We start from the raw sequence: 19,228 nt of genomic DNA on the forward strand, positions 1-19,228 counted from the left end.
GGAGAAATATGTAATATTTAGAGTCAGCGAACCACAGCCCACTAACTATTCATCAACAAGTACCCAGTCTCCTTTGTCTAATAACGGGATAGCCTGTTTGAACTTCATGCTCTTATTCTCACCGGTCATTACGTTCTTGATGGTTACCTTATCGTTACGACCAATTTTAGGACGTTCTCGGGTAATGGTTTCGGTCACCTGCGGGCGGCGCTGCTGAGTTTGGCCTGCGGCCCTGCTCTGTGCAGCTCTCTCGTCCATATTAGGGATCTCTTCTTTTGAGGTCTCCACATTTTCTTTCCTTCGGGTCTGTCTCGCTTCGCGGATCTGCTCTGGGTTTGGTGCCGGAAGTTCCCCTTTGAAAAGGAAGGAGATCACATCTTTATTCACCTGGTCAAGCATTACCTTGAACAGCTCAAAAGCTTCGAACTTATAGATCAAAAGCGGATCTTTTTGCTCATGTACCGCCAGCTGAACACTCTGCTTAAGCTCATCCATTTTACGAAGGTGGGTCTTCCACGCATCATCAATAATGGCTAAACTTATGTTCTTTTCGAAATCGGTGATTAACTGCTTTCCTTCAGATTCATAAGCTTTTTCAAGATTTGTTACCACCTGCAGGGTTTTTACCCCGTCAGTAAACGGTACCGCAATCCTTTCAAAGTTGTTGCCTTTATCTTCCCACACCTGCTTTATCACGGGGTAGGCAGCTTCGGCACTGCTCTTCATCTTATTGCGGTAATGCTCATAAGCAGCTTTATAGATCACCTGTGCGATCTTCTGGAAGTCCATTTTGTCAAACTCTTCTTCAGTAATAGGAGAGCTCATGGAGAAATAGCGGATCAATTCGAATTCAAAGTTCTTGAAATCGCTCGCCATTTTGTTTGTTTCGGCAATATTTTCCGAAGTATCATAGATCATATTAGCGATATCCACGCGCAAACGGTCCCCAAAAAGGGCATGGTATCGGCGCTTGTAAACCACCTCGCGTTGCGCGTTCATCACATCATCATATTCTAACAGACGCTTACGTACACCAAAGTTGTTCTCTTCTACCTTCTTCTGGGCGCGCTCAATAGATTTCGAGATCATGGAATGTTGAATCACTTCTCCTTCTTCGAGACCCATTCGGTCCATCAACTTCGCAATTTTCTCTGAACCAAAAAGGCGCATCAAATTATCTTCAAGAGACACGTAGAACTGTGAGCTACCTGGATCTCCCTGGCGACCGGCACGACCTCTAAGCTGCCTGTCAACACGTCTCGAATCGTGGCGCTCTGTACCTACAATTGCAAGACCCCCTGCTTTTTTCACTTCAGGAGAAAGTTTGATGTCGGTACCACGACCGGCCATATTGGTGGCAATGGTCACTACGCCGCTGTTACCGGCTTCGGCAACAATATCGGCCTCTTTTTTATGGAGTTTTGCGTTCAATACGTTGTGAGGAACTTTTCGAAGCGTAAGCATCCTACTAAGTAATTCTGAAATTTCTACGGAAGTTGTACCAATAAGAACAGGTCTCCCGGCCCTTGAAAGTTCGGTCACGTGATCAATTACAGCATTGTATTTTTCACGTTTTGTCTTGTAAACAAGGTCTTCTTTATCCTGCCGGGCAATAGGGCGGTTGGTAGGAATTTCTACCACATCAAGTTTGTAGATCTCCCAGAATTCTCCGGCTTCGGTCACCGCAGTACCGGTCATACCAGAAAGTTTGCTGTACATCCTGAAGTAATTCTGAAGCGTAACTGTAGCAAAAGTTTGCGTTGCATCTTCGATCTTTACACTCTCCTTGGCTTCAATTGCCTGGTGGAGCCCATCGCTGTAACGGCGGCCTTCCATGATACGCCCGGTTTGCTCATCTACGATCTTCACCTTATTGTCCATTACCACATATTCTGTGTCTTTTTCAAACAGGGTGTAAGCTTTAAGGAGCTGGCGCATGGTGTGAATACGCTCGCTTTTCACGCTATAATCACGGAAAAGGTCTTCTTTTTTCTCGGCTTCTTGTTCTTTGGAAAGGCCTTCTTTTTCAATTTTGGCGATCTCCATCCCAATTTCGGGCATTACGAAGAAGTCGGGATCATCTTTCCCAGAAAGGAATTCGATCCCTTTATCGGTAAGATCAATCTGGTTGTTTTTCTCTTCGATCACAAAGTACAGTTCGGCGTCAACCTTCGGCATTTCCCGGTTGTTGTCGGCCATGTACTTGTTCTCTGTTTTTTGAAGTAAGGCCTTAACACCTTCTTCACTCAAATATTTAATGAGCGCTTTATTCTTTGGAAGTCCGCGGTACACGCGAAGCAATTTTAACCCACCTTCTTCAGTATCTCCTGCGGCGATTAATTTTTTAGCTTCAGCAAGAACCCCGGTAAGGTATTTTCGCTGTACTTCAACAATATTGGCAACAGCAGGCTTTAACTGATCGAATTCGTGAATATCTCCTTTAGGAATTGGTCCTGAAATGATCAATGGGGTTCTGGCATCATCCACCAACACCGAATCTACCTCATCTACAATCGCGTAGTTGTGGGGGCGCTGTACAAGATCATCGGGAGAATGCGACATATTATCACGCAGGTAATCGAAACCAAATTCATTATTTGTTCCGTAGGTGATGTCGGCGTTATAGGCTTTTCTACGTGCTGCCGAATTGGGCCTGTGATAATCTATACAATCAATTGTAAGCCCGTGAAACTGGAAAAGTGGTGCCATCCAGGCGCTGTCACGCTTGGCCAGGTAATCGTTCACCGTTACCAGGTGAACTCCGTTGCCGGTAAGGGCATTTAGGTACATGGGGAGCGTTGCCACAAGGGTTTTACCTTCCCCGGTTTGCATCTCGGCGATTTTCCCCTGGTGCATGGCAACCCCGCCTATAAGCTGTACATCGTAGTGCACCATATCCCAGGTAATAGGTTTCCCGGCTGCATCCCACGAGTTATTCCACACGGCATAATCGCCATCGAGATTGACATAATCTTTTTCTGCAGAAAGTTCACGATCATAAGCTGATGCTGTGACCTTAAGCTGTGGATTGTCTTTAAATCGTTTGGCAGTTTCCTTTACAGTGGCAAAGGCCTCGGGGAGAATCTCGTTAAGTACACCTTCAGAAATTTCGTAAGACTTTTCTTTTAAGGCGTCTATTTCGGCGTAGATATCTTCTTTGCGGGTAATGTCTTCAGATGCATCGGCTTCAGTATTAAGGTTGGCAATTTGTTCATTCACCTCCTTAAGTGCATCTTTGATCCTTGTTTTGAAAGTAACTGTCTTTTCGCGCAGTTCATCCAGGCTAAGAGCTTCAAATTCTTTTTCGAGAGCGAGTATCTTGTTGACTATAGGCTGAATTTCCTTAATGTCTTTTTTAGACTTGTCGCCGACAAAAACTTTCAATACGGTATCTAAAAAACTCATATGTTTTTGTGGTATTTAATATTTCAAAGTTAAGCAAAAAAAAAGCCTCCAATCTGAGACTTTTTTCTGCTTTTATTGTGGTGTGCTTTTAATATTCATCTTCATTCCAGAGGTAATCCTCATCTGTAGGGTAATCTGGCCAGATTTCCTCTATTGAATCATAGGAATCCCCTTCATCTTCAATCGCCTGTAGGTTTTCGACAACCTCCAGGGGAGCACCCGTCCTGATGGCGTAATCAATTAACTCATCTTTTGTGGCGGGCCATGGTGCATCGCTAAGATAGGATGCTAATTCTAATGTCCAATACATCGGTTAATCGGTTTAAATTTTTGCAAAAATAATTTTTTTGACGAGAAAGTCAAGAAAAAATTCATCTTTTTATCACTAATTTTAAGAACGTGGTATCTACTGTAATTCCTTTAAAAATAGAGGACTTCTGCAGAGAAACTGGTTGAAATCAATTTTAGGAATTCTTTTGTGGGATCCATTTAACTTCTTTCACCTGTAAATCATGAGACAACTTTCGTGCCAGCACAAAAAGATAGTCACTTAGGCGGTTAAGATACTGCAGCACCTGCTCCTCAAAAGGTTCAATTTCATAAAGCGCGGTGGCAAGACGCTCGGCCCTGCGGCACACACAGCGGGCTACGTGACAAACTGACACGGTTTGATGCCCCCCTGGAAGTATAAAGTGTGTCATGGGCGGCAACGCTTCATTCATCCTGTCAATTTCCTGTTCAAGAAGTTCAATATCTTCCGTAGAGATCTTAGGGATATTGAGGCGTTCTTTGCCATTTTTGAGCACTGCCTTTTCAGGATCGGTGGCAAGAATAGCACCCAGGGTGAACAAACGGTCCTGTATCTTTATAACGATCTCGCGGCTGTGCTCATCTACTTGCTGGTCGCGCATAAGGCCCAGGTGTGAACTGAGTTCATCTACCGTGCCGTAGCTATCAATTCGAATATGGTGTTTTGGAACCCGTGTACCGCCAAAAAGAGCGGTTGTTCCCTTGTCGCCGGTTTTAGTATAAATCTTCATTTTTATGGTTTTAAGAACTTCCTGTTGGAAAGGGCGCCTAAAGTAAGAAAATAAAGAGGGGTTTTAAAATGGGATTGTAGGGAGTTAAACTTTGGAAGTTATTTTCTGAAGAGGTTCCCAAAATGACATTTTTGGGAAATATTTTCCAGAGATCATCTTGTTTGGAATCAGTGAAAATATTGCAAATAAGGCTTTTACATGGTCATTTCTTCCCTGCTGAAGAATCCTGTACTTTGCCTGTTTTTTGTCTCCTGAATTTCTTCTGAAAGTTTTTGCCTAAAGAACGCCTCCATTCCAGCTCTTTTTTCCTGCGTTTACGGCTTCTTATCCATAATAAAAAGGCGACGCAAACACATAAAAGGGCCAGGTACAAGAATAGTCCGTTATTCCAGAAGTCATTCATGGCGCACAAAGATTTCAGAAGATAATTTAATAAATCATCTGATTATCCTGTACTTATAAAGTGTTAATTCAATACCTGCAGAATTTATTTCTTTCTTTTTCGCTCGTTGTACCGGTTTCTGAAATTCCTGTTCTTTTTAAGCTCCCGGTTCTTTTTTGTGCGATTGCCATTCCATAAGAAGAAGGCTAGAAAAACCACAATAATGATGATATAGAGAATCGTGTCGCTATCTAAAAATGACATTTTTGTTGGTTGAGGGTTAGCTAATTCGAGTTCAGAGGTTTTTTCTTAATGAAGAAGTTAGTGCTTAAAATTGTTTTGTCTTAAAACAATTTTTCTGCCAACTGATCACTGACTACTAAGAACTTTTTTGCGTTCGTCGCTTTCGATCATCCCGTCCCGAAGTCGGATAATGCGATGGGCGTGACGGGCGATATCTTCTTCGTGAGTAACCAGGATTACGGTATTTCCTGAAGCGTGTATGTCATCAAAGAGATTCATGATCTCTACGGAAGTTTTTGAATCGAGGTTCCCTGTAGGCTCATCGGCAAGGATTATTGACGGATTATTCACCAGAGCTCTGCCCACAGCAACTCTTTGGCGTTGTCCTCCTGAAAGCTGATTGGGTTTATGGTCCATCCGGTCGGCCAGGCCAACATCGGCAAGTACTTTTTCGGCGCGCTCTTTTCTCTGACTTTTTGTAGCTCCGGCATAGATCATGGGGAGTGCCACATTTTCTAAAGCTGTGGTGCGGGGAAGAAGGTTGAAGGTTTGAAAAACAAATCCTATTTCTTTATTTCTGATCTCTGCCAGCTCATCATCACTCATTTGGCTCACATCCTTACCGTTGAGGATATACTGGCCCGAAGTTGGGGTGTCAAGACACCCAAGGAGATTCATAAGGGTAGACTTTCCCGATCCCGAAGGACCCATAAAAGCTACATATTCTCCTTTTTCAATATCGAGATCGATACCTTTTAGAACTTTTACAACTTCCTGTCCCAGGTGAAAATCCCTGGTAATTTGCCTTATTTTGATTACGCTGCTCATAAGCTAATGTGAATTCAAAAGTTAGACGCAAGTTAGGAGAGTTTGTTACAATTATCAATAAGCAAGAGGAAGATTTGAAGATTTGAAGATGTGGGGATTTGAAGATTTGTTTGTCCTCCCACACCTTTGACTCTTCCTAAAAGAGTGGAACTATTTAAGAATTCTCCCACTCTTTTGAAGAGGACAGGGAGAGGATAAGTGCATAATTAAGCTCCCCGGAGGAGCGTAATATCTATAGGATGTTAATTAAGTCGATTTAATGAGCTCCAGCGGAGCGTCATATTTTTAGGAGGTAATGCGCAGTGGGAAGTAGTAATTTTGAAATTCCTCAATCAGGAACAGGTAATCTTTTTTGCGCTTCTTTGCCCCGGCCTAAAAGGAGGATTGGAAGATTTGAAGATTTGAAAATGTGAGGATTTGAAGATTGAAGATTCATTTGCTATCCTACGCCCTCCGTCTCTCCCTTTGTAAAGCTATATGCAAACAGCCAATATCTAAGAGCTTTTTAAACAACTGCCTACTAAATACTGCGTACTGCAAACTTATCAGACACGAATCACGAAATGTTCCTTTTCCTGTTCTCTTCTGAAAAACACGAGGCCCCATTGAAAAGTATCTATAGAAACCTTCACTTTTGGGTGGGCTTTTATCTCTTCCCAGGCTTCTTCCATACCTTTTGACCAGTGAATATCATCAAAGATCATTACAGAATCGTTATGCACCGTTGGGAGTAGTTTCTCAAAATAGGATAGTGTGGCTTCTTTTTGATGGTTGCCGTCGATGAATAGTAAATCGAAGTTATGAGTTATGATGAGTTCAGAGTTAAGAGTCTTTGGTCGCATGTTCCCAATTCCCTGTTGCCTGTCCTCTGAAGCTTCAGCGAAGGATGTCTTGTTATCGATTGAGTAACTCTCTGAATCTTGAATTTTGAATTTTAAATCCTGAATCCCCCCGTCCGTTGTCCTCTGTCCTCTGACCTCTGATCCCTGAACCCTGACCATTAAATATTTCTCAAATTCCCCAACCTTCAGCTCAATATTCTCTAATCCGAATCTTTGAAAATTTTCCGAAGCAATTTTAGCTGTTTGGGGGCAACCTTCAATAGTAGTGACCTTTATTTTATTCCCGGCTGCCATTGCCGCTGTGCCCAGCCCAAGGGAAGTTCCAAGCTCCAGGGCTGTTTCTGCCTCTAAATACCTAACCAGCCGATTAAGGAGTCGGGCGCGTTTGGGAGAAATGCCTGCCGTTTTTGCCATTTTTGACAGCTTACGGACTTCAGAAGTAAAAACTTTACTTCCGGCACCAAAATCTTTTACTTTAACTGCTCTTTTGTCCTTCAGCAAAGACCTTCGGTATTGCTTCAGCAGCGTATAAGGAAAGTGTTTTTTGCGGTCATAAAAACAGCGGGTCACCAGCCCGTAAACAAAAGGGGAATGCACCCCATGCTGATTTGTGGAGCGGAGGAGAAATTTTATGTAAGCGAGAACAATGAACAATTAGCAATAAACAATTATCAATGAACAATTATCAGGAAAAAATATTACGAAGCAGCAATAAATTTCAAATTACGAGTACCAAATTACGGGGTTTGGTTTCACTTATAATCAGATTTAACTTTAATAGTCAATATTCGATATAAAATATTCAATAATCAATTGATCTTATCTCCCAGTTCAAACCACCTCTCCGTTTTCTGCTCTATTTCAGCATCGATCTTTCCAAGTTCCATGGATGCTTTTGTGATCTCATCGGGGCTTAGGTCTTCAAGGAATTTTTGCTGCACATCATTCTTTTTCTTCTCCAGGTTATGGATCTCTTTTTCGAGCCTGTTGTATTCTTTCTGTTCGTTGTAGGTGAGGGTGGCAGAGGTGATGTTCTCTTTTTTCCAGGCTTTTTTCTCTGTTGAAGCTTCGGCCTTTTCGGTAGGTTCAGCTATAGAGCTGGCTTCATATTCCCTGTAATCGGTATAGTTTCCGGGGAAATCTTCAATTTCTGTTTTTCCTTTAAAGACAAAAAGATGGTCTACGATCTTGTCCATAAAATAGCGGTCGTGAGAAACCACTACAAGGCAACCCGGAAAATCGAGCAGGAAGTCTTCGAGTACGTTCAAAGTCACAATATCGAGATCGTTTGTGGGCTCATCCAGGATAAGAAAGTTTGGATTCTGAATAAGGACGGTACACAGGTAAAGCCTCTTCTTTTCTCCCCCACTTAATTTTTCTACATAATCGTACTGCTTCTTACGGTCAAAAAGGAAACGTTCCAACAGCTGCTGTGCAGAGATTTGCCGACCTTTTTTCAGCGGAATGTAATCCCCGAATTCCCTTATCACATCAATGACCTTTTGGCCTTCCTTGACCTCAATTCCGCGTTGGGTGTAGTAACCAAATTTGATGGTTTCCCCAATGGTGATCTTCCCGGAATCTGGGGCAAGGTTGCCGGTGAGAATGTTTAGAAAAGTGGATTTTCCCGTTCCGTTTTTTCCAATAATTCCCAGCCTGTCACCGGGCTGAAAGTTATAACTAAATTTATCAAGCAGTTGTAAATCGCCAAAGCTTTTGGAAACATTATGGAACTCCACGATCTTATTCCCCAGGCGCTCCATATTGATCTCCAGTTGCACCTGGTGGTCGTTACGGCGTTTTGAGGCGCGGTCTTTGATCTCGTGGAAATCGTCAATCCGGGATTTGGATTTGGTAGTACGGGCTTTGGGTTGCCGGCGCATCCAGTCCAGTTCCTTCTTGAAAAGTTGTTTGGCTTTATCGGTATTGGTTTGCTCTAAAGCAATGCGTTCATCTTTTTTGCTTAGGTAGTAGGAGTAATTGCCTTTGTAGGTGTAAAGATTCCCGTCTTCAAGCTCTACGATTTCGTTACATACACGTTCCAGGAAGTACCTGTCGTGCGTTACCATAAAAATGGTGAAGTTCTCTTTCCGGAAGAATTCTTCCAGCCACTCGATCATATCAAGATCCAGGTGGTTGGTAGGTTCATCCATGATGATGAGGTCGGGTTTATTCAGGATCATGGAAGCCAGGGCGAGACGTTTCTTTTGTCCGCCGCTAAGACTTCCTACCACAGCGTGAAGATCTTCAAGCTTCAGTTTAAAAAGGATCTGTTTATAGGTAGTTTCAAAATCCCAGGCTTGATGGGCATCCATCTGTTCGAAAGCCTTTTGATAGGCATCGGAATCTTCAGGGTTTTCAAGAGCTTTTTCGTAGCGCTCGATGACTTTCAGGATTTCATTATCTGAAGCAAAGATGGTTTGTTCTACCGTAAGCTTCGGATCTAAATTAGGTTCCTGCGGAAGAAAAGCTGTGGTGATATCCTTTCTATATACCACATTGCCGGCATCGGGAGTATCGGCGCCCGAAAGAATATTAAGGAGAGAGGTTTTTCCTGTTCCGTTCTTGGCTACAAAGCCCACCTTGTCTCCTTCATTAATTCCGAAGGAAAGATTTGAAAAAAGTTCTCTTTCTCCGTAAGCCTTAGCTACATTTTCTACAGATAAATAATTCACGCAGTTATTTTTGGCAAAAGTAGGTATTTCAATGATCAATTAACAATTAAGAATTAGCAGAGGGATTTTGGAGATTTGAAGATTTGAGGATGTGTGGATTTGAAGATGAAATGGAGTTCGAACAATCTAACGCCGGTATGCATTTGTGTAAAATCTTACAGCTAACATCAACCTTCTGCCTTTGATTAACAGTATTTAACAAACTAGTGATGCAATTATTTTATTATTAACCTTCAAGACCTATATTTGTCTCAAGCTATTAGTCCCAAATGAGTATCAGGCAATTAATTGTTGTTGTTAGTATTCTGTTTTTTGTTTCTTCCTGTGTGCCCACTAAGCGGTTGATGTACTTGCAGGAAGATGGTAAGGAAACAGACAGTTTAATTTCTATAGAAAGAATTCAAAAACCCTATAGAATTCAGGTTAATGATCTTCTAAGTATCAGGGTTAAGGCAATAGACCAGGACGTGGTTGGGATGTTTAACCCTATTGGGGAGCAAAATCCCAATGCCACGGGAGAGGAAAGGCTTTATTATGACGGCTTCTTAGTGGATGCTCATGGAAATATTCGAGTGCCAACCCTGGGCGAGGTGAATGTGCTGGGGTTTACTGTAGAGGAGGTAAGAGAGAAGATCGAAAAAGCCCTTTTAGACAAGTATTTCAAGGAACAGGCAAACATCTTTGTCACGGTTAAGCTGGCGGGAATAAGATATACCACCATTGGAGAGATAGGATCAGGAACCCAGGTGATCTATAAAGAGCAGGTGACGATTATGGAAGCCATAGCCCAGGCCGGGGATATATCTGAGTTCGGAGACAGGACCGATGTGGTGATTGTGCGCCAATACCCGGGCGGGGAGAAAAGACACCATATTGATCTTACAAGCATAGATGCGATGAAGTCGCCGTACTATTATATTCAGCCTAACGATCTTATTATCGTGAATCCGCTTCCGCAGAAAGCATTGGGACTGGGTACTACAGGGCTGGAAGCCTTTCGTACTATCACGACTATTTTAGCGTTTGTAACTTCAACAATATTATTAATTACCCGGTGATGTATGGCACATGAAGATGATCATATTAGTGATGTAGGTTCCACATTTGACTTTAAAGGATTTGTGCTGAAAGTCTTTAGCTACTGGCAATTAATTCTGTTGTCTATAGCTATAAGTCTGGGAGTGGCTTATTACAATAATGTACGTAAACTTCCTGTTTATCAATTAGGGAATTCCATTTCCATAAAAGACGATCAAAACCCCTTTTTTACCAGCAATACCAGCCTCACTTTTAACTGGGGAGGAACCTCAGACAAGGTGAATACGGCCATGACCATTTTGCGGTCAAGATCGCATAATGAAGAGGTGGTAGAGCGCTTGCAGTATTATATTGCTTATCAACAGGACGGAGAATATCAACGTGTGAATGCTTACGGTTTCACTCCTTTTAAAGTAGTGGCCGATACTTCTGCTTATCAGGCCCAGGGAACCACTTTTACCATTCGTTTTAAAGACCCTGAAACCTTTACGCTCAGCACGACTTTTGCCGGAGGGAATGCTTCGGTATATAATTATGATACAAAAGAATATGGCAATGTGGTGGTCGAGGAAGGGGAGTTTAGCCGTGAATACCGGCTTAACGAGCCCATAAATTTGCCATTTTTCAATGGTAAGCTTGTGCCAACGCCACGTGCTCCTGTTATAGATAAACCTTTTTACGTGCAATTCCGGCATTTTGATGGTACTGTGGGGAGGTTCCGTGGAGTGGCGGTAAGTCCGCAGTCGCAGGGAGCTTCGGTTTTAAATCTTTCCATGACAGGTGATAATAAAGCTGAGATCGTAGATTACCTTAACGGAACTGTTCGGGTATTAAGTCAAAATATGCTGGAGCGCAAGAATCTTTTTGCCACCAAGACCATTCGGTTTATTGACAGTAGTTTAAGTGTCAAGGCTATGGAGCTTAAGGTGGTGGAAGATGAATTGAATAGGTTTAGAAATACCAATTCTATCCTGGATATTTCTGCGGAAAGCAGTCAGCTAAACTCCAAACTTACAGGGCTTGATGTGAGGAAAGAAGATATTTCACGTCAACTGGCCTATTATGAAACCCTGCAGGATTACCTGCAATCACGAAACGATTATTCTGATGTTCCGGCACCATCGGTAGCGGGAATTGCCGAAGGAAGTATTGTTAGCGGAGTAGGGCGAATTGTTTCCCTGGCCGAAGAAAGGCGGAAATATGAATATTCCCTACAGGAAAATTCCCCTGTTTTTCAGGATATAGACCGGCAGATTAATGCCGTAAAAGATGTGCTTCTCGAAAACATGTCTTCTTCTCAAAGCCTACTCCGGCAGGAGCTGCGCGACATTAATAGAGAAATTGCCCTGGCCGAAGCCGAAATTAGGAAATTACCGCAGGAAGAGCAGGACTTGCTTAAAATCCAGCGAAAGTATTCTATAAGTGAGCGCACTTATAATATGTTTCTGGAAAAACGCAGTGAAGCCGGACTCGTAAAAGCAGCCAACGTAAGTGATGTTATGGTTATTGATACCGCTAAAGATACAGGTGGCGGACAGATTGGGCCCAATACGCAACTTAACTATGTGATGGCATTAATGGTGGGGGGAATGATTCCACTGACTTTTGTTTTCTTGTTAGTTTTCCTGAATACCAACGTGCACAACGCACAGGAAGTTACCCGTTTATCTCCTATTCCCATTCTGGGGATGATTGGGAAAAGTAGGATGGACACAAATCTTGCGGTCTTCAATAAACCCAAATCGGCTATTGCTGAAGGGTTTCGAGGGTTGAGATCCAGTCTGCAGTTTATGTACAAAAAGCAGGGGGTGAGCGGCTCTAAAACGGTGATGATCACTTCATCGGTTTCGGGGGAAGGGAAAACTTTTTGTGCCATGAACCTCGCCACTGTTTTTGCTTTGAGTGAAAAGAAGACCCTGTTACTGGGTGCCGATCTACGTAAACCGAAGATCTTTGATGACTTTAAGATCAATAACGATGTGGGAGTGGTGAATTATCTTATAGGGCAGGAGTCCCTGGAGGCAATCATACAGCCAAGTATGGTGCCACACCTGGATGTGATCACTGCAGGGCCAATTCCGCCAAACCCTTCAGAATTACTTATGAACGAGCAGATGGAAACCCTCATGAGTGAACTGCGGGAGCGTTATGATTATATTATTATGGATACCCCGCCGGTGGGTGTGGTTGCCGATGCGCTCAACCTCATAAAATACGCCGATGCCACTCTATACCTCATCCGCCAGGATTACACCAAACGCGGAATGCTTGAAGTGATCAACGAGAAGTATAACAAAGGTGAAGTAAAGAATATTTCATTCGTTCTTAACCACTTTGTGCACCGGGCCAAGTATGGTTATGGCTATGGTTACGGCTATGGCTATGGTTACGGTTATGGGTATGGCCAGTATGGTAAAGGTTATGGGCAGCAGGAAACAAGGACTGGTAAGCTGAAGAAGAAGTGGAGGGAGATAATGCGGAATTTTGAATAGGCGGTAGTCTTTTGACGATAGACGATAGTACTAAAGTAATTACACAAGAGGTGGTAGTTCTTTAACTTAGATATTTGCAGAGGAATTTAATCAAATTAGTTATGGAAGAATTGCCCAAGTTCAAGTTTGAGGATCTAAACGTTTACCAGAAGTCTCTGGATTTCGTAGATTTAGCTTATGAAATATCAAAGAATTTTCCACATTCAGAATTATATAATCTTACCTCCCAGTATAAAAGAGCAGCAGTTTCAATATCATTAAATATTGCTGAAGGTTCAGGTGATACTGATGCCCAATTTAATAGATTTTTACAGATCGCAAGTGCATCAATAAAAGAATGTGTAGTTTGTTCAACTATTGCTAATCGACAGAAATATATTACTGATATGGAGAATTTAAACAATCGTAAAAAACTTGCAGAGCTTGCTAAAATGATTAGTAGTCTTAAAAAATATTTACGAAAAAGTTGATTAGTATTTACTATCGACTAATGGCTACAGTCCACTGACTAACAATGTCATACTAAACAATGTTATAAATAAACAACTTAATCTATCAAAATTAAACAATCGAATAAAATAGCTCTAATAACCGGCATCACAGGCCAGGATGGTGCTTATTTGGCCGAATTCCTCCTGGAGAAAGGATATGTGGTGCATGGGATCAAAAGGAGGTCTAGCCTTTTTAATACAGAAAGGGTAGATCACCTGTATCAGGATCCGCACGAGAAAGATATCAGGTTTAAACTTCATTATGGAGATTTGAGTGATTCTATGAATCTCACGAGGATCATTCAGGAAGTGCAGCCCGATGAAATATACAATCTTGGAGCTATGTCTCATGTGAAGGTGAGCTTTGACACCCCTGAATATACTGCTAATGTCGACGGATTAGGGACTCTTAGGATTTTAGAGGCGGTAAGGCTTCTTGGCCTCACTAAGAAAACAAAGATCTATCAGGCTTCAACTTCAGAGTTGTATGGACTGGTACAGCAGGTGCCGCAAAACGAAAACACCCCTTTCTATCCGCGAAGCCCTTATGGCGTTGCGAAATTGTATGCCTACTGGATAACAATTAATTACCGGGAGGCTTATAAGATGTTTGCATGTAATGGAATTCTATTCAACCATGAATCTCCGTTAAGGGGAGAAACTTTTGTCACCCGTAAAATAACTCGTGCCGTTGCCCGTATTGCCCTGGGAATGCAGGAAAATTTCTTTTTAGGAAATCTTAATGCTGAAAGAGATTGGGGGCACGCAAAAGATTATGTGGAAGCTATGTGGCTCATGCTGCAACAGGATCAGCCGGATGATTATGTGATCGCCACTGGAAAAACCACTTCAGTAAGAGAACTGGTGCGTATGGCTTTTGCCTGTGTTGGAATTACTGTGGAATTTTTGGGTGCCGGAATTGAAGAAGTTGCAAAAGTGATAAAGTGCGAAAATCCCGATTACCAGATAGCATCGGGAGCTACAGTACTTCAGGTAGATCCTAAATACCATCGCCCCACCGAAGTCGATCAGCTTATTGGAGACGCTTCAAAATGTAAAGAAAAGTTGGGCTGGACGCCGAAGTATGATTTAAAAGATCTGGTGCAGGAAATGATGGAAGCCGATGTGAACCTCTTCCGTAAAGAAAAATATTTAAGAGAAGGAGGGCATAAGACATTAGATTATAATGGAGAGTAGTTCGTAGTCTATGGACGTTAGACGGTAGATTTTAGAAATGGAGAAAGATTCAAAAATATATGTTGCAGGACACACCGGAATGGTGGGTTCGGCGTTACTGCGGAAGCTGGAAAAGGAGGGTTTCAAAAATGTCATTTTTCGCACCTCTTCCCAACTCGACCTCACAAACCAGGAAGCGGTAAAAAACTTCTTTAAAGAGGAGAAACCTGATTATGTCTTTCTGGCAGCGGCAAAAGTAGGGGGTATTATGGCCAATAATACTTACAGAGCTGATTTTTTGTATGAAAACCTGATGATCCAGAATAATGTCATCCACCAGAGCTATTTAAATGGTGTCAAAAAGCTCCTTTTTTTCGCTTCTTCCTGTATTTATCCTAAAATGTCACCCCAGCCCATAAAAGAAGACTACCTGCTCACAGGAAAACTCGAAGATACCAATGAGCCTTATGCCATTGCAAAAATTGCCGGGCTAAAAATGTGCGAGAATTACAATCGGCAGTACGGTTGTGATTTTATTTCAGTAATGCCTACAAATCTATATGGTCCCAATGATAACTATGATCCTGAGACTTCTCATGTGCTTCCGGCTTTACTTCGGAAGTTTCATGAGGCAAAAGTAGAAGATAAAGTTTCCGTAGAAGTATGGGGAAGCGGGGAGCCGAAAAGGGAATTTTTACATGTAGACGATCTTGCTGCTGCCTGCCTGCACCTCATGAATACTTACAGCGGAAATGTTAGCGTAAACATTGGGACAGGAGAAGATTTATCTATTAAAGAACTTGCAGAAATGATAAAAGACATTTCAGGTTACTCTGGAGCGATTACCTGGAATAGATCTAAACCCGATGGTACGCCCCGAAAGCTGTTGGATGTAAGCCTGATTCACAACCTTGGCTGGAGGCATAAAATTGGTCTGGAAGAAGGTCTTGCAAAAGTTTATGAGGAGGAATTTTTGATGTAGTGGAGAGAGGCAACCAACTAATGACTACCCACAATCGACTATAGACTACCGGCTACAGACAAATCCTATCCGCCTCAAATGAAATAATTCTCCATCTTATCCGTTAGATAAATGCAAATTTATTGGGGTATAAAAAAAATTCCTTTTTATTTGTAAACAAATTGACGCATATTCCAAATCTTATGAAAAAATATCTTTTAGGCCTGTTTTTTATCTTGACCACAGTTTCAATTTGCTTTTCTCAAGAATTGAGTTATGGCCTAAAAGCCGGAGTTAATCATCCTATGGGTGGTGAGATTGTAGGGTTACAAAACAATTATGCATTCCAGAAGAATACTTCTGAGGCTGAGGGGAATCTTGGCTTTCATGGAGGTATCTTTTTACAGGTTGATTTTGGTAAGTTTTTTGTCCGGCCCGAGGTAGTTTATACTTCATTAGATACAGAATTCACTTTTATAGAAGAAACTTCAATCTATTCTGTTCAAAAATTTGATATTCCTTTATTAGTAGGTTATAATATTTGGGGACCAATTGATATTTATGCCGGACCTGTGTATTCGAATATACTGGATGCTACTTTGGAGGGGGAAGAATTCCTGAACCCAATTGTTGTTCAAGACACACCAATAAATGCTCAGGCTGGCGTGAAGGTTGAATTTGGAAGGTTTGGATTGGATCTACGATATGAAAGATCTTTGTCTTCGGCTGAGCTTCAGCGTTTAGATTTTGGTGAAGGTTATAATGAAATCAATGAAGCAGAATTCACAGATTCCAGGCTAAATCAAATAATTGTGGGAGTGATCTTCAAAATTGGAGGTCCAGGACTAAACGAAAGACGACGAAGGGCTTGTTACTAAAAAGAACTTTTGAAAGTTAGCTAGTCGCACCTGTCCTCAGTATCATTATATTTTATCGTTAATTAGTTATAGAAGTAATGCTGTGTTCACCCATTGCCACACATGGAAGCTACTCGTGTTATCTCCTGCCAGATACTTTTTCCATTCTTTCTGAATTTTTTCGTGATCAAACCAATCTGTTGCTGAAGTATTTTTAAGGTGAAGCAATTTCTCTTCCACAAATGCTTTAAGTTCCTGACTTAACCATTCCCGCTGGGGAGTTTGGAGAGGACGTTTTGGAGCATAAGAGATAGTAGAGGGAACTAGCGGTTTTAGGATCTCGCGGAGCATATATTTTCCAACTCCATTCTTAATTTTATAACCCTCTGGTTGTGCAAAAGCGAGTTCGACGAGGCGATAATCAAGAAAAGGCTCCCGAAGTTCAGTGCTATAGGTCATGGAAACCCTGTCATTGAATCGCAGCGCTCGTGGGAGTTTGGTATAAAAAAGATCCCGAAACTGCAGATTCTGCAGTCTGTTGTCGAACGGTTCTGGATATTCTGTCTTTTGTGCCAAAGCGGCAAATTCGGGATTTAGCACATGCGTTCGGAAAGGAGAATTTTGTCCGGTGCCCTGGATGATTGAGCCGGAGGTTTGATAATAGTCATACCCTGCCCATTGCTCATCCATTCCCTGCCCGTCAAGTAACACCTTTACACCGTTGGCATGAGCCTGTTCAAAAATTTTAGAATAAGCCATGGTAGGAATACCTCCAAAAGGTTCATCCTGTTGCCGACTCATTTTTATTGCATTCGTTTGAACTTCGGAAGCCGAAAAAAGTACTTTGTGAAGCGGGTTTTGTGTAGTTGAGATCATCTGTTCTACCCATGGAAGCTCATCATAACGTTTATCTCCCGTGTAAAAAGAATAAGCATTGACCTGCTGTTTATCTTCAAACATATTCACCAGTGCAAGGAGGAGGGAACTATCCACTCCGCCGCTTATGTTAAATGCTACAGGCACATCGGCACGGAAACGAAGTTTGATACTGTCTTTCAGTAGTTCGAGATATTCAGCTTTTGCTTGTTCAATAGAGCTTTCAGATCTTATATTTTGGACTCTTGAAACAAAATTATACCACTTTTCAAGCTTTAGCCGACCTTCAGAATATTCCAGCAAATATCCACCCGGTAATTGTTTGATGTTACTGTAAAAAGTCTCTTCCGGCATACCGTAGGAGCCATAGCTAAAATAATTTGCCCAGACCTTTAGGTTTGGTGGGGTGTCAAAAATGACATTTTTGAGTGTCTTTATTTCACTGCTGAAGTAGAGGTTTTTATCAGCTTCAGAATAATAAAAAGGTTTCACTCCAAACCTATCCCGTGCAGCAAAAAGCTTTTTTTCCCGGCAATCCCAGATGGCAAAGGAAAACATTCCGTTAAATCTATTAAGGCATTCTTTTCCCCAGTAGATAAAAGCTGCCAGCAGTACTTCAGTATCCGACGAGGTTTTAAAATTGTAATGCGGTTTTAATTCCTCTTTCAGCTCTTTATAATTATAAATTTCCCCGTTAAAACTCAAATAATATCTACCGGAATTATCTATAAAGGGTTCATTGGCATCGGGGGAAAGATCAATAATGGAAAGCCGGTTGTGGCCTATGGCTGCAAAACCCGGATCGAAGTATGTGCCGGTGTGATCAGGGCCACGGTGATGTTGTGCCTGAAGCATTTTTTGAAGTTCTGCTTCAGAAGGGTTTGGGCCAATGATTCCTGCAATTCCACACATTAGCTATTGTATATAGTATAATGAATATTGTATAATTTTTTCAAAGCTATAAAAAGCACCAATAAACAAGCACCAAATTCCAATTTAGTGTTGTATTTGGTATAACAATAAGAAATATACGCAACCGTTTTTGGTTTTGCCCCTCACCCTAAAGCCCGCCTGCGGCCGGCAGGGGAGCCCACAAACGGGTTCAGAAAATTTAGAACAACAAACAATAAACTAAAAACAACAAACCAATAGTAAACGCTAACAGCCTACGGAAAAATCTGATAATCGTTTATTGTTCCCTGAAAATTGTCAGAAGCCTCTCGGCTTTCTCCCAATCTGCCGGCGTATCAATATTTACATGCGGATCTCCGGTAGTGTCAATGAAACCTATCTTATTTCCGTAAAGGGAATTTTGTTTCTGAAGAACCTCTGTTTTTGTTATATAAATTGCACCATCACGATGATAGGCCTTAGGCAGGTCCTGCCTTCGGGAAATAATCTCTTTCTCTCCGGTAGCAATTGCTAATTGTCCATTGTTTTGTTCAAAGATCCAGTGCGGATTGAATTCTGCAGGCACTTCCCGAACAGAGATCAAGGAATCGAATTTCCCTTTAGAAAATTGCTCTATGGCTGCATCTATCAATCCATTTCTACGCAAGGGAGAAGTCACCTGCAGCAGACAAACTGCATCAAAATTTTGCCCTTTTTGAGCAAAGAAGTTCAGTGCGTGTTGAATAACTTCCAGAGAAGAAGTACCATCGGCTGCCAGGGCTGCAGGTCTGATGAAAGGAACTTCCAGTCCAATTTCTTTAGCGATCCGAATGATCTCAGGATCATCTGAACTCAGGATCACACTGGATAGCAGGGTTGAGTTTTTGGCTGCCTCATAAGTGTACTGCAGCAAAGGTTTTCCGTCGAGAGATTTAATATTCTTTCCGGGTATTCCTTTACTGCCGCCGCGGGCGGGAATGAGTCCAAGGATTTTCATTTTTCGGTTAGCGGTTAGCGGTTATCAGTTTGTC

The 19,228-nt window shown here is 42.0% G+C and carries 15 protein-coding genes; 6 read left to right on the forward strand and 9 right to left on the reverse strand.

The features are described 5' to 3' along the window. Positions 1 to 45: 45 nt before the first annotated feature. From secA to VS868_RS12490, 7 genes are all read right to left on the reverse strand, one after another. A complete protein-coding gene (gene secA / locus VS868_RS12460) occupies positions 46 to 3,405 on the reverse strand; it encodes a preprotein translocase subunit SecA (protein WP_345597944.1) in 3,360 nt (1,119 codons plus the stop codon). Positions 3,406 to 3,493: 88 nt separating this feature from the next. After that, positions 3,494 to 3,715 carry a DUF2795 domain-containing protein gene (locus tag VS868_RS12465; RefSeq protein WP_008272287.1) on the reverse strand — a complete coding sequence of 74 codons (222 nt, stop codon included), beginning with the start codon at positions 3,713 to 3,715 and terminating at the stop codon, positions 3,494 to 3,496. A gap of 154 nt (positions 3,716 to 3,869) precedes the next feature. Further along, positions 3,870 to 4,445, reverse strand: coding sequence for a cob(I)yrinic acid a,c-diamide adenosyltransferase (locus VS868_RS12470; RefSeq protein WP_345597946.1), 576 nt, complete (start codon positions 4,443 to 4,445; stop codon positions 3,870 to 3,872). A gap of 487 nt (positions 4,446 to 4,932) precedes the next feature. Further along, a complete protein-coding gene (locus tag VS868_RS12475; protein WP_345597948.1) occupies positions 4,933 to 5,091 on the reverse strand; it encodes a hypothetical protein in 159 nt (52 codons plus the stop codon). Positions 5,092 to 5,196: 105 nt separating this feature from the next. Next, a complete protein-coding gene (locus VS868_RS12480) occupies positions 5,197 to 5,898 on the reverse strand; it encodes an ABC transporter ATP-binding protein (RefSeq protein WP_345597951.1) in 702 nt (233 codons plus the stop codon). A 545-nt stretch (positions 5,899 to 6,443) separates the two neighbouring features. Continuing rightward, a complete protein-coding gene (locus tag VS868_RS12485) occupies positions 6,444 to 7,337 on the reverse strand; it encodes a class I SAM-dependent methyltransferase (RefSeq protein ID WP_345597953.1) in 894 nt (297 codons plus the stop codon). Positions 7,338 to 7,549: 212 nt separating this feature from the next. Then, the gene (locus VS868_RS12490; protein WP_345597955.1) at positions 7,550 to 9,415 is read right to left on the reverse strand and encodes an ABC-F family ATP-binding cassette domain-containing protein; all 1,866 of its coding nucleotides are present in this window, start codon (positions 9,413 to 9,415) and stop codon (positions 7,550 to 7,552) included. Between the two features lie 269 nt (positions 9,416 to 9,684). On the opposite strand from VS868_RS12490, the gene VS868_RS12495 reads away from it, so the two are divergent. The 6 genes from VS868_RS12495 (at position 9,685) to VS868_RS12520 (ending at position 16,451) form a co-directional block, all read left to right on the forward strand. Beyond that, positions 9,685 to 10,473, forward strand: coding sequence for a polysaccharide biosynthesis/export family protein (locus VS868_RS12495; protein ID WP_266068680.1), 789 nt, complete (start codon positions 9,685 to 9,687; stop codon positions 10,471 to 10,473). Between the two features lie 3 nt (positions 10,474 to 10,476). Continuing rightward, positions 10,477 to 12,945, forward strand: coding sequence for a polysaccharide biosynthesis tyrosine autokinase (locus tag VS868_RS12500; RefSeq protein WP_345597959.1), 2,469 nt, complete (start codon positions 10,477 to 10,479; stop codon positions 12,943 to 12,945). 101 nt (positions 12,946 to 13,046) lie between these two features. Beyond that, the gene (locus tag VS868_RS12505) at positions 13,047 to 13,415 is read left to right on the forward strand and encodes a four helix bundle protein (protein ID WP_345597961.1); all 369 of its coding nucleotides are present in this window, start codon (positions 13,047 to 13,049) and stop codon (positions 13,413 to 13,415) included. Between the two features lie 90 nt (positions 13,416 to 13,505). Then, a complete protein-coding gene (gene gmd / locus VS868_RS12510; RefSeq protein WP_345599835.1) occupies positions 13,506 to 14,633 on the forward strand; it encodes a GDP-mannose 4,6-dehydratase in 1,128 nt (375 codons plus the stop codon). A 37-nt stretch (positions 14,634 to 14,670) separates the two neighbouring features. Next, complete coding sequence (locus VS868_RS12515; RefSeq protein ID WP_266068685.1) at positions 14,671 to 15,594, forward strand: GDP-L-fucose synthase; 924 nt, start codon at positions 14,671 to 14,673, stop codon at positions 15,592 to 15,594. A gap of 182 nt (positions 15,595 to 15,776) precedes the next feature. Beyond that, entirely contained in the window at positions 15,777 to 16,451 is a 675-nt protein-coding gene (locus tag VS868_RS12520; RefSeq protein WP_266068687.1) for an outer membrane beta-barrel protein, read from the forward strand. 66 nt (positions 16,452 to 16,517) lie between these two features. Here the strand turns inward: VS868_RS12520 and asnB are convergent, their stop codons facing one another. Continuing rightward, a complete protein-coding gene (gene asnB / locus VS868_RS12525; protein ID WP_345597965.1) occupies positions 16,518 to 18,218 on the reverse strand; it encodes an asparagine synthase (glutamine-hydrolyzing) in 1,701 nt (566 codons plus the stop codon). A gap of 277 nt (positions 18,219 to 18,495) precedes the next feature. After that, a complete protein-coding gene (locus VS868_RS12530; protein ID WP_266068690.1) occupies positions 18,496 to 19,194 on the reverse strand; it encodes an acylneuraminate cytidylyltransferase family protein in 699 nt (232 codons plus the stop codon). Positions 19,195 to 19,228: the final 34 nt, after the last annotated feature.

Source organism: Salinimicrobium sp. 3283s (assembly GCF_039602225.1).
GTDB classification, from domain to species: domain Bacteria; phylum Bacteroidota; class Bacteroidia; order Flavobacteriales; family Flavobacteriaceae; genus Salinimicrobium; species Salinimicrobium profundisediminis.

What these genes read in the sequence shown, in the direction of transcription:
- secA (WP_345597944.1), bottom strand. Translation starts at nt 3,405, where the DNA reads ATGAGTTTTTTAGATACCGTATTGAAAGTTTTTGTCGGCGACAAGTCT.
- VS868_RS12465 (WP_008272287.1), bottom strand. Translation starts at nt 3,715, where the DNA reads ATGTATTGGACATTAGAATTAGCATCCTATCTTAGCGATGCACCATGG.
- VS868_RS12470 (WP_345597946.1), bottom strand. Translation starts at nt 4,445, where the DNA reads ATGAAGATTTATACTAAAACCGGCGACAAGGGAACAACCGCTCTTTTT.
- VS868_RS12475 (WP_345597948.1), bottom strand. Translation starts at nt 5,091, where the DNA reads ATGTCATTTTTAGATAGCGACACGATTCTCTATATCATCATTATTGTG.
- VS868_RS12480 (WP_345597951.1), bottom strand. Translation starts at nt 5,898, where the DNA reads ATGAGCAGCGTAATCAAAATAAGGCAAATTACCAGGGATTTTCACCTG.
- VS868_RS12495 (WP_266068680.1), top strand. Translation starts at nt 9,685, where the DNA reads ATGAGTATCAGGCAATTAATTGTTGTTGTTAGTATTCTGTTTTTTGTT.
- VS868_RS12500 (WP_345597959.1), top strand. Translation starts at nt 10,477, where the DNA reads ATGGCACATGAAGATGATCATATTAGTGATGTAGGTTCCACATTTGAC.
- VS868_RS12505 (WP_345597961.1), top strand. Translation starts at nt 13,047, where the DNA reads ATGGAAGAATTGCCCAAGTTCAAGTTTGAGGATCTAAACGTTTACCAG.
- VS868_RS12515 (WP_266068685.1), top strand. Translation starts at nt 14,671, where the DNA reads ATGGAGAAAGATTCAAAAATATATGTTGCAGGACACACCGGAATGGTG.
- VS868_RS12520 (WP_266068687.1), top strand. Translation starts at nt 15,777, where the DNA reads ATGAAAAAATATCTTTTAGGCCTGTTTTTTATCTTGACCACAGTTTCA.
- asnB (WP_345597965.1), bottom strand. Translation starts at nt 18,218, where the DNA reads ATGTGTGGAATTGCAGGAATCATTGGCCCAAACCCTTCTGAAGCAGAA.
- VS868_RS12530 (WP_266068690.1), bottom strand. Translation starts at nt 19,194, where the DNA reads ATGAAAATCCTTGGACTCATTCCCGCCCGCGGCGGCAGTAAAGGAATA.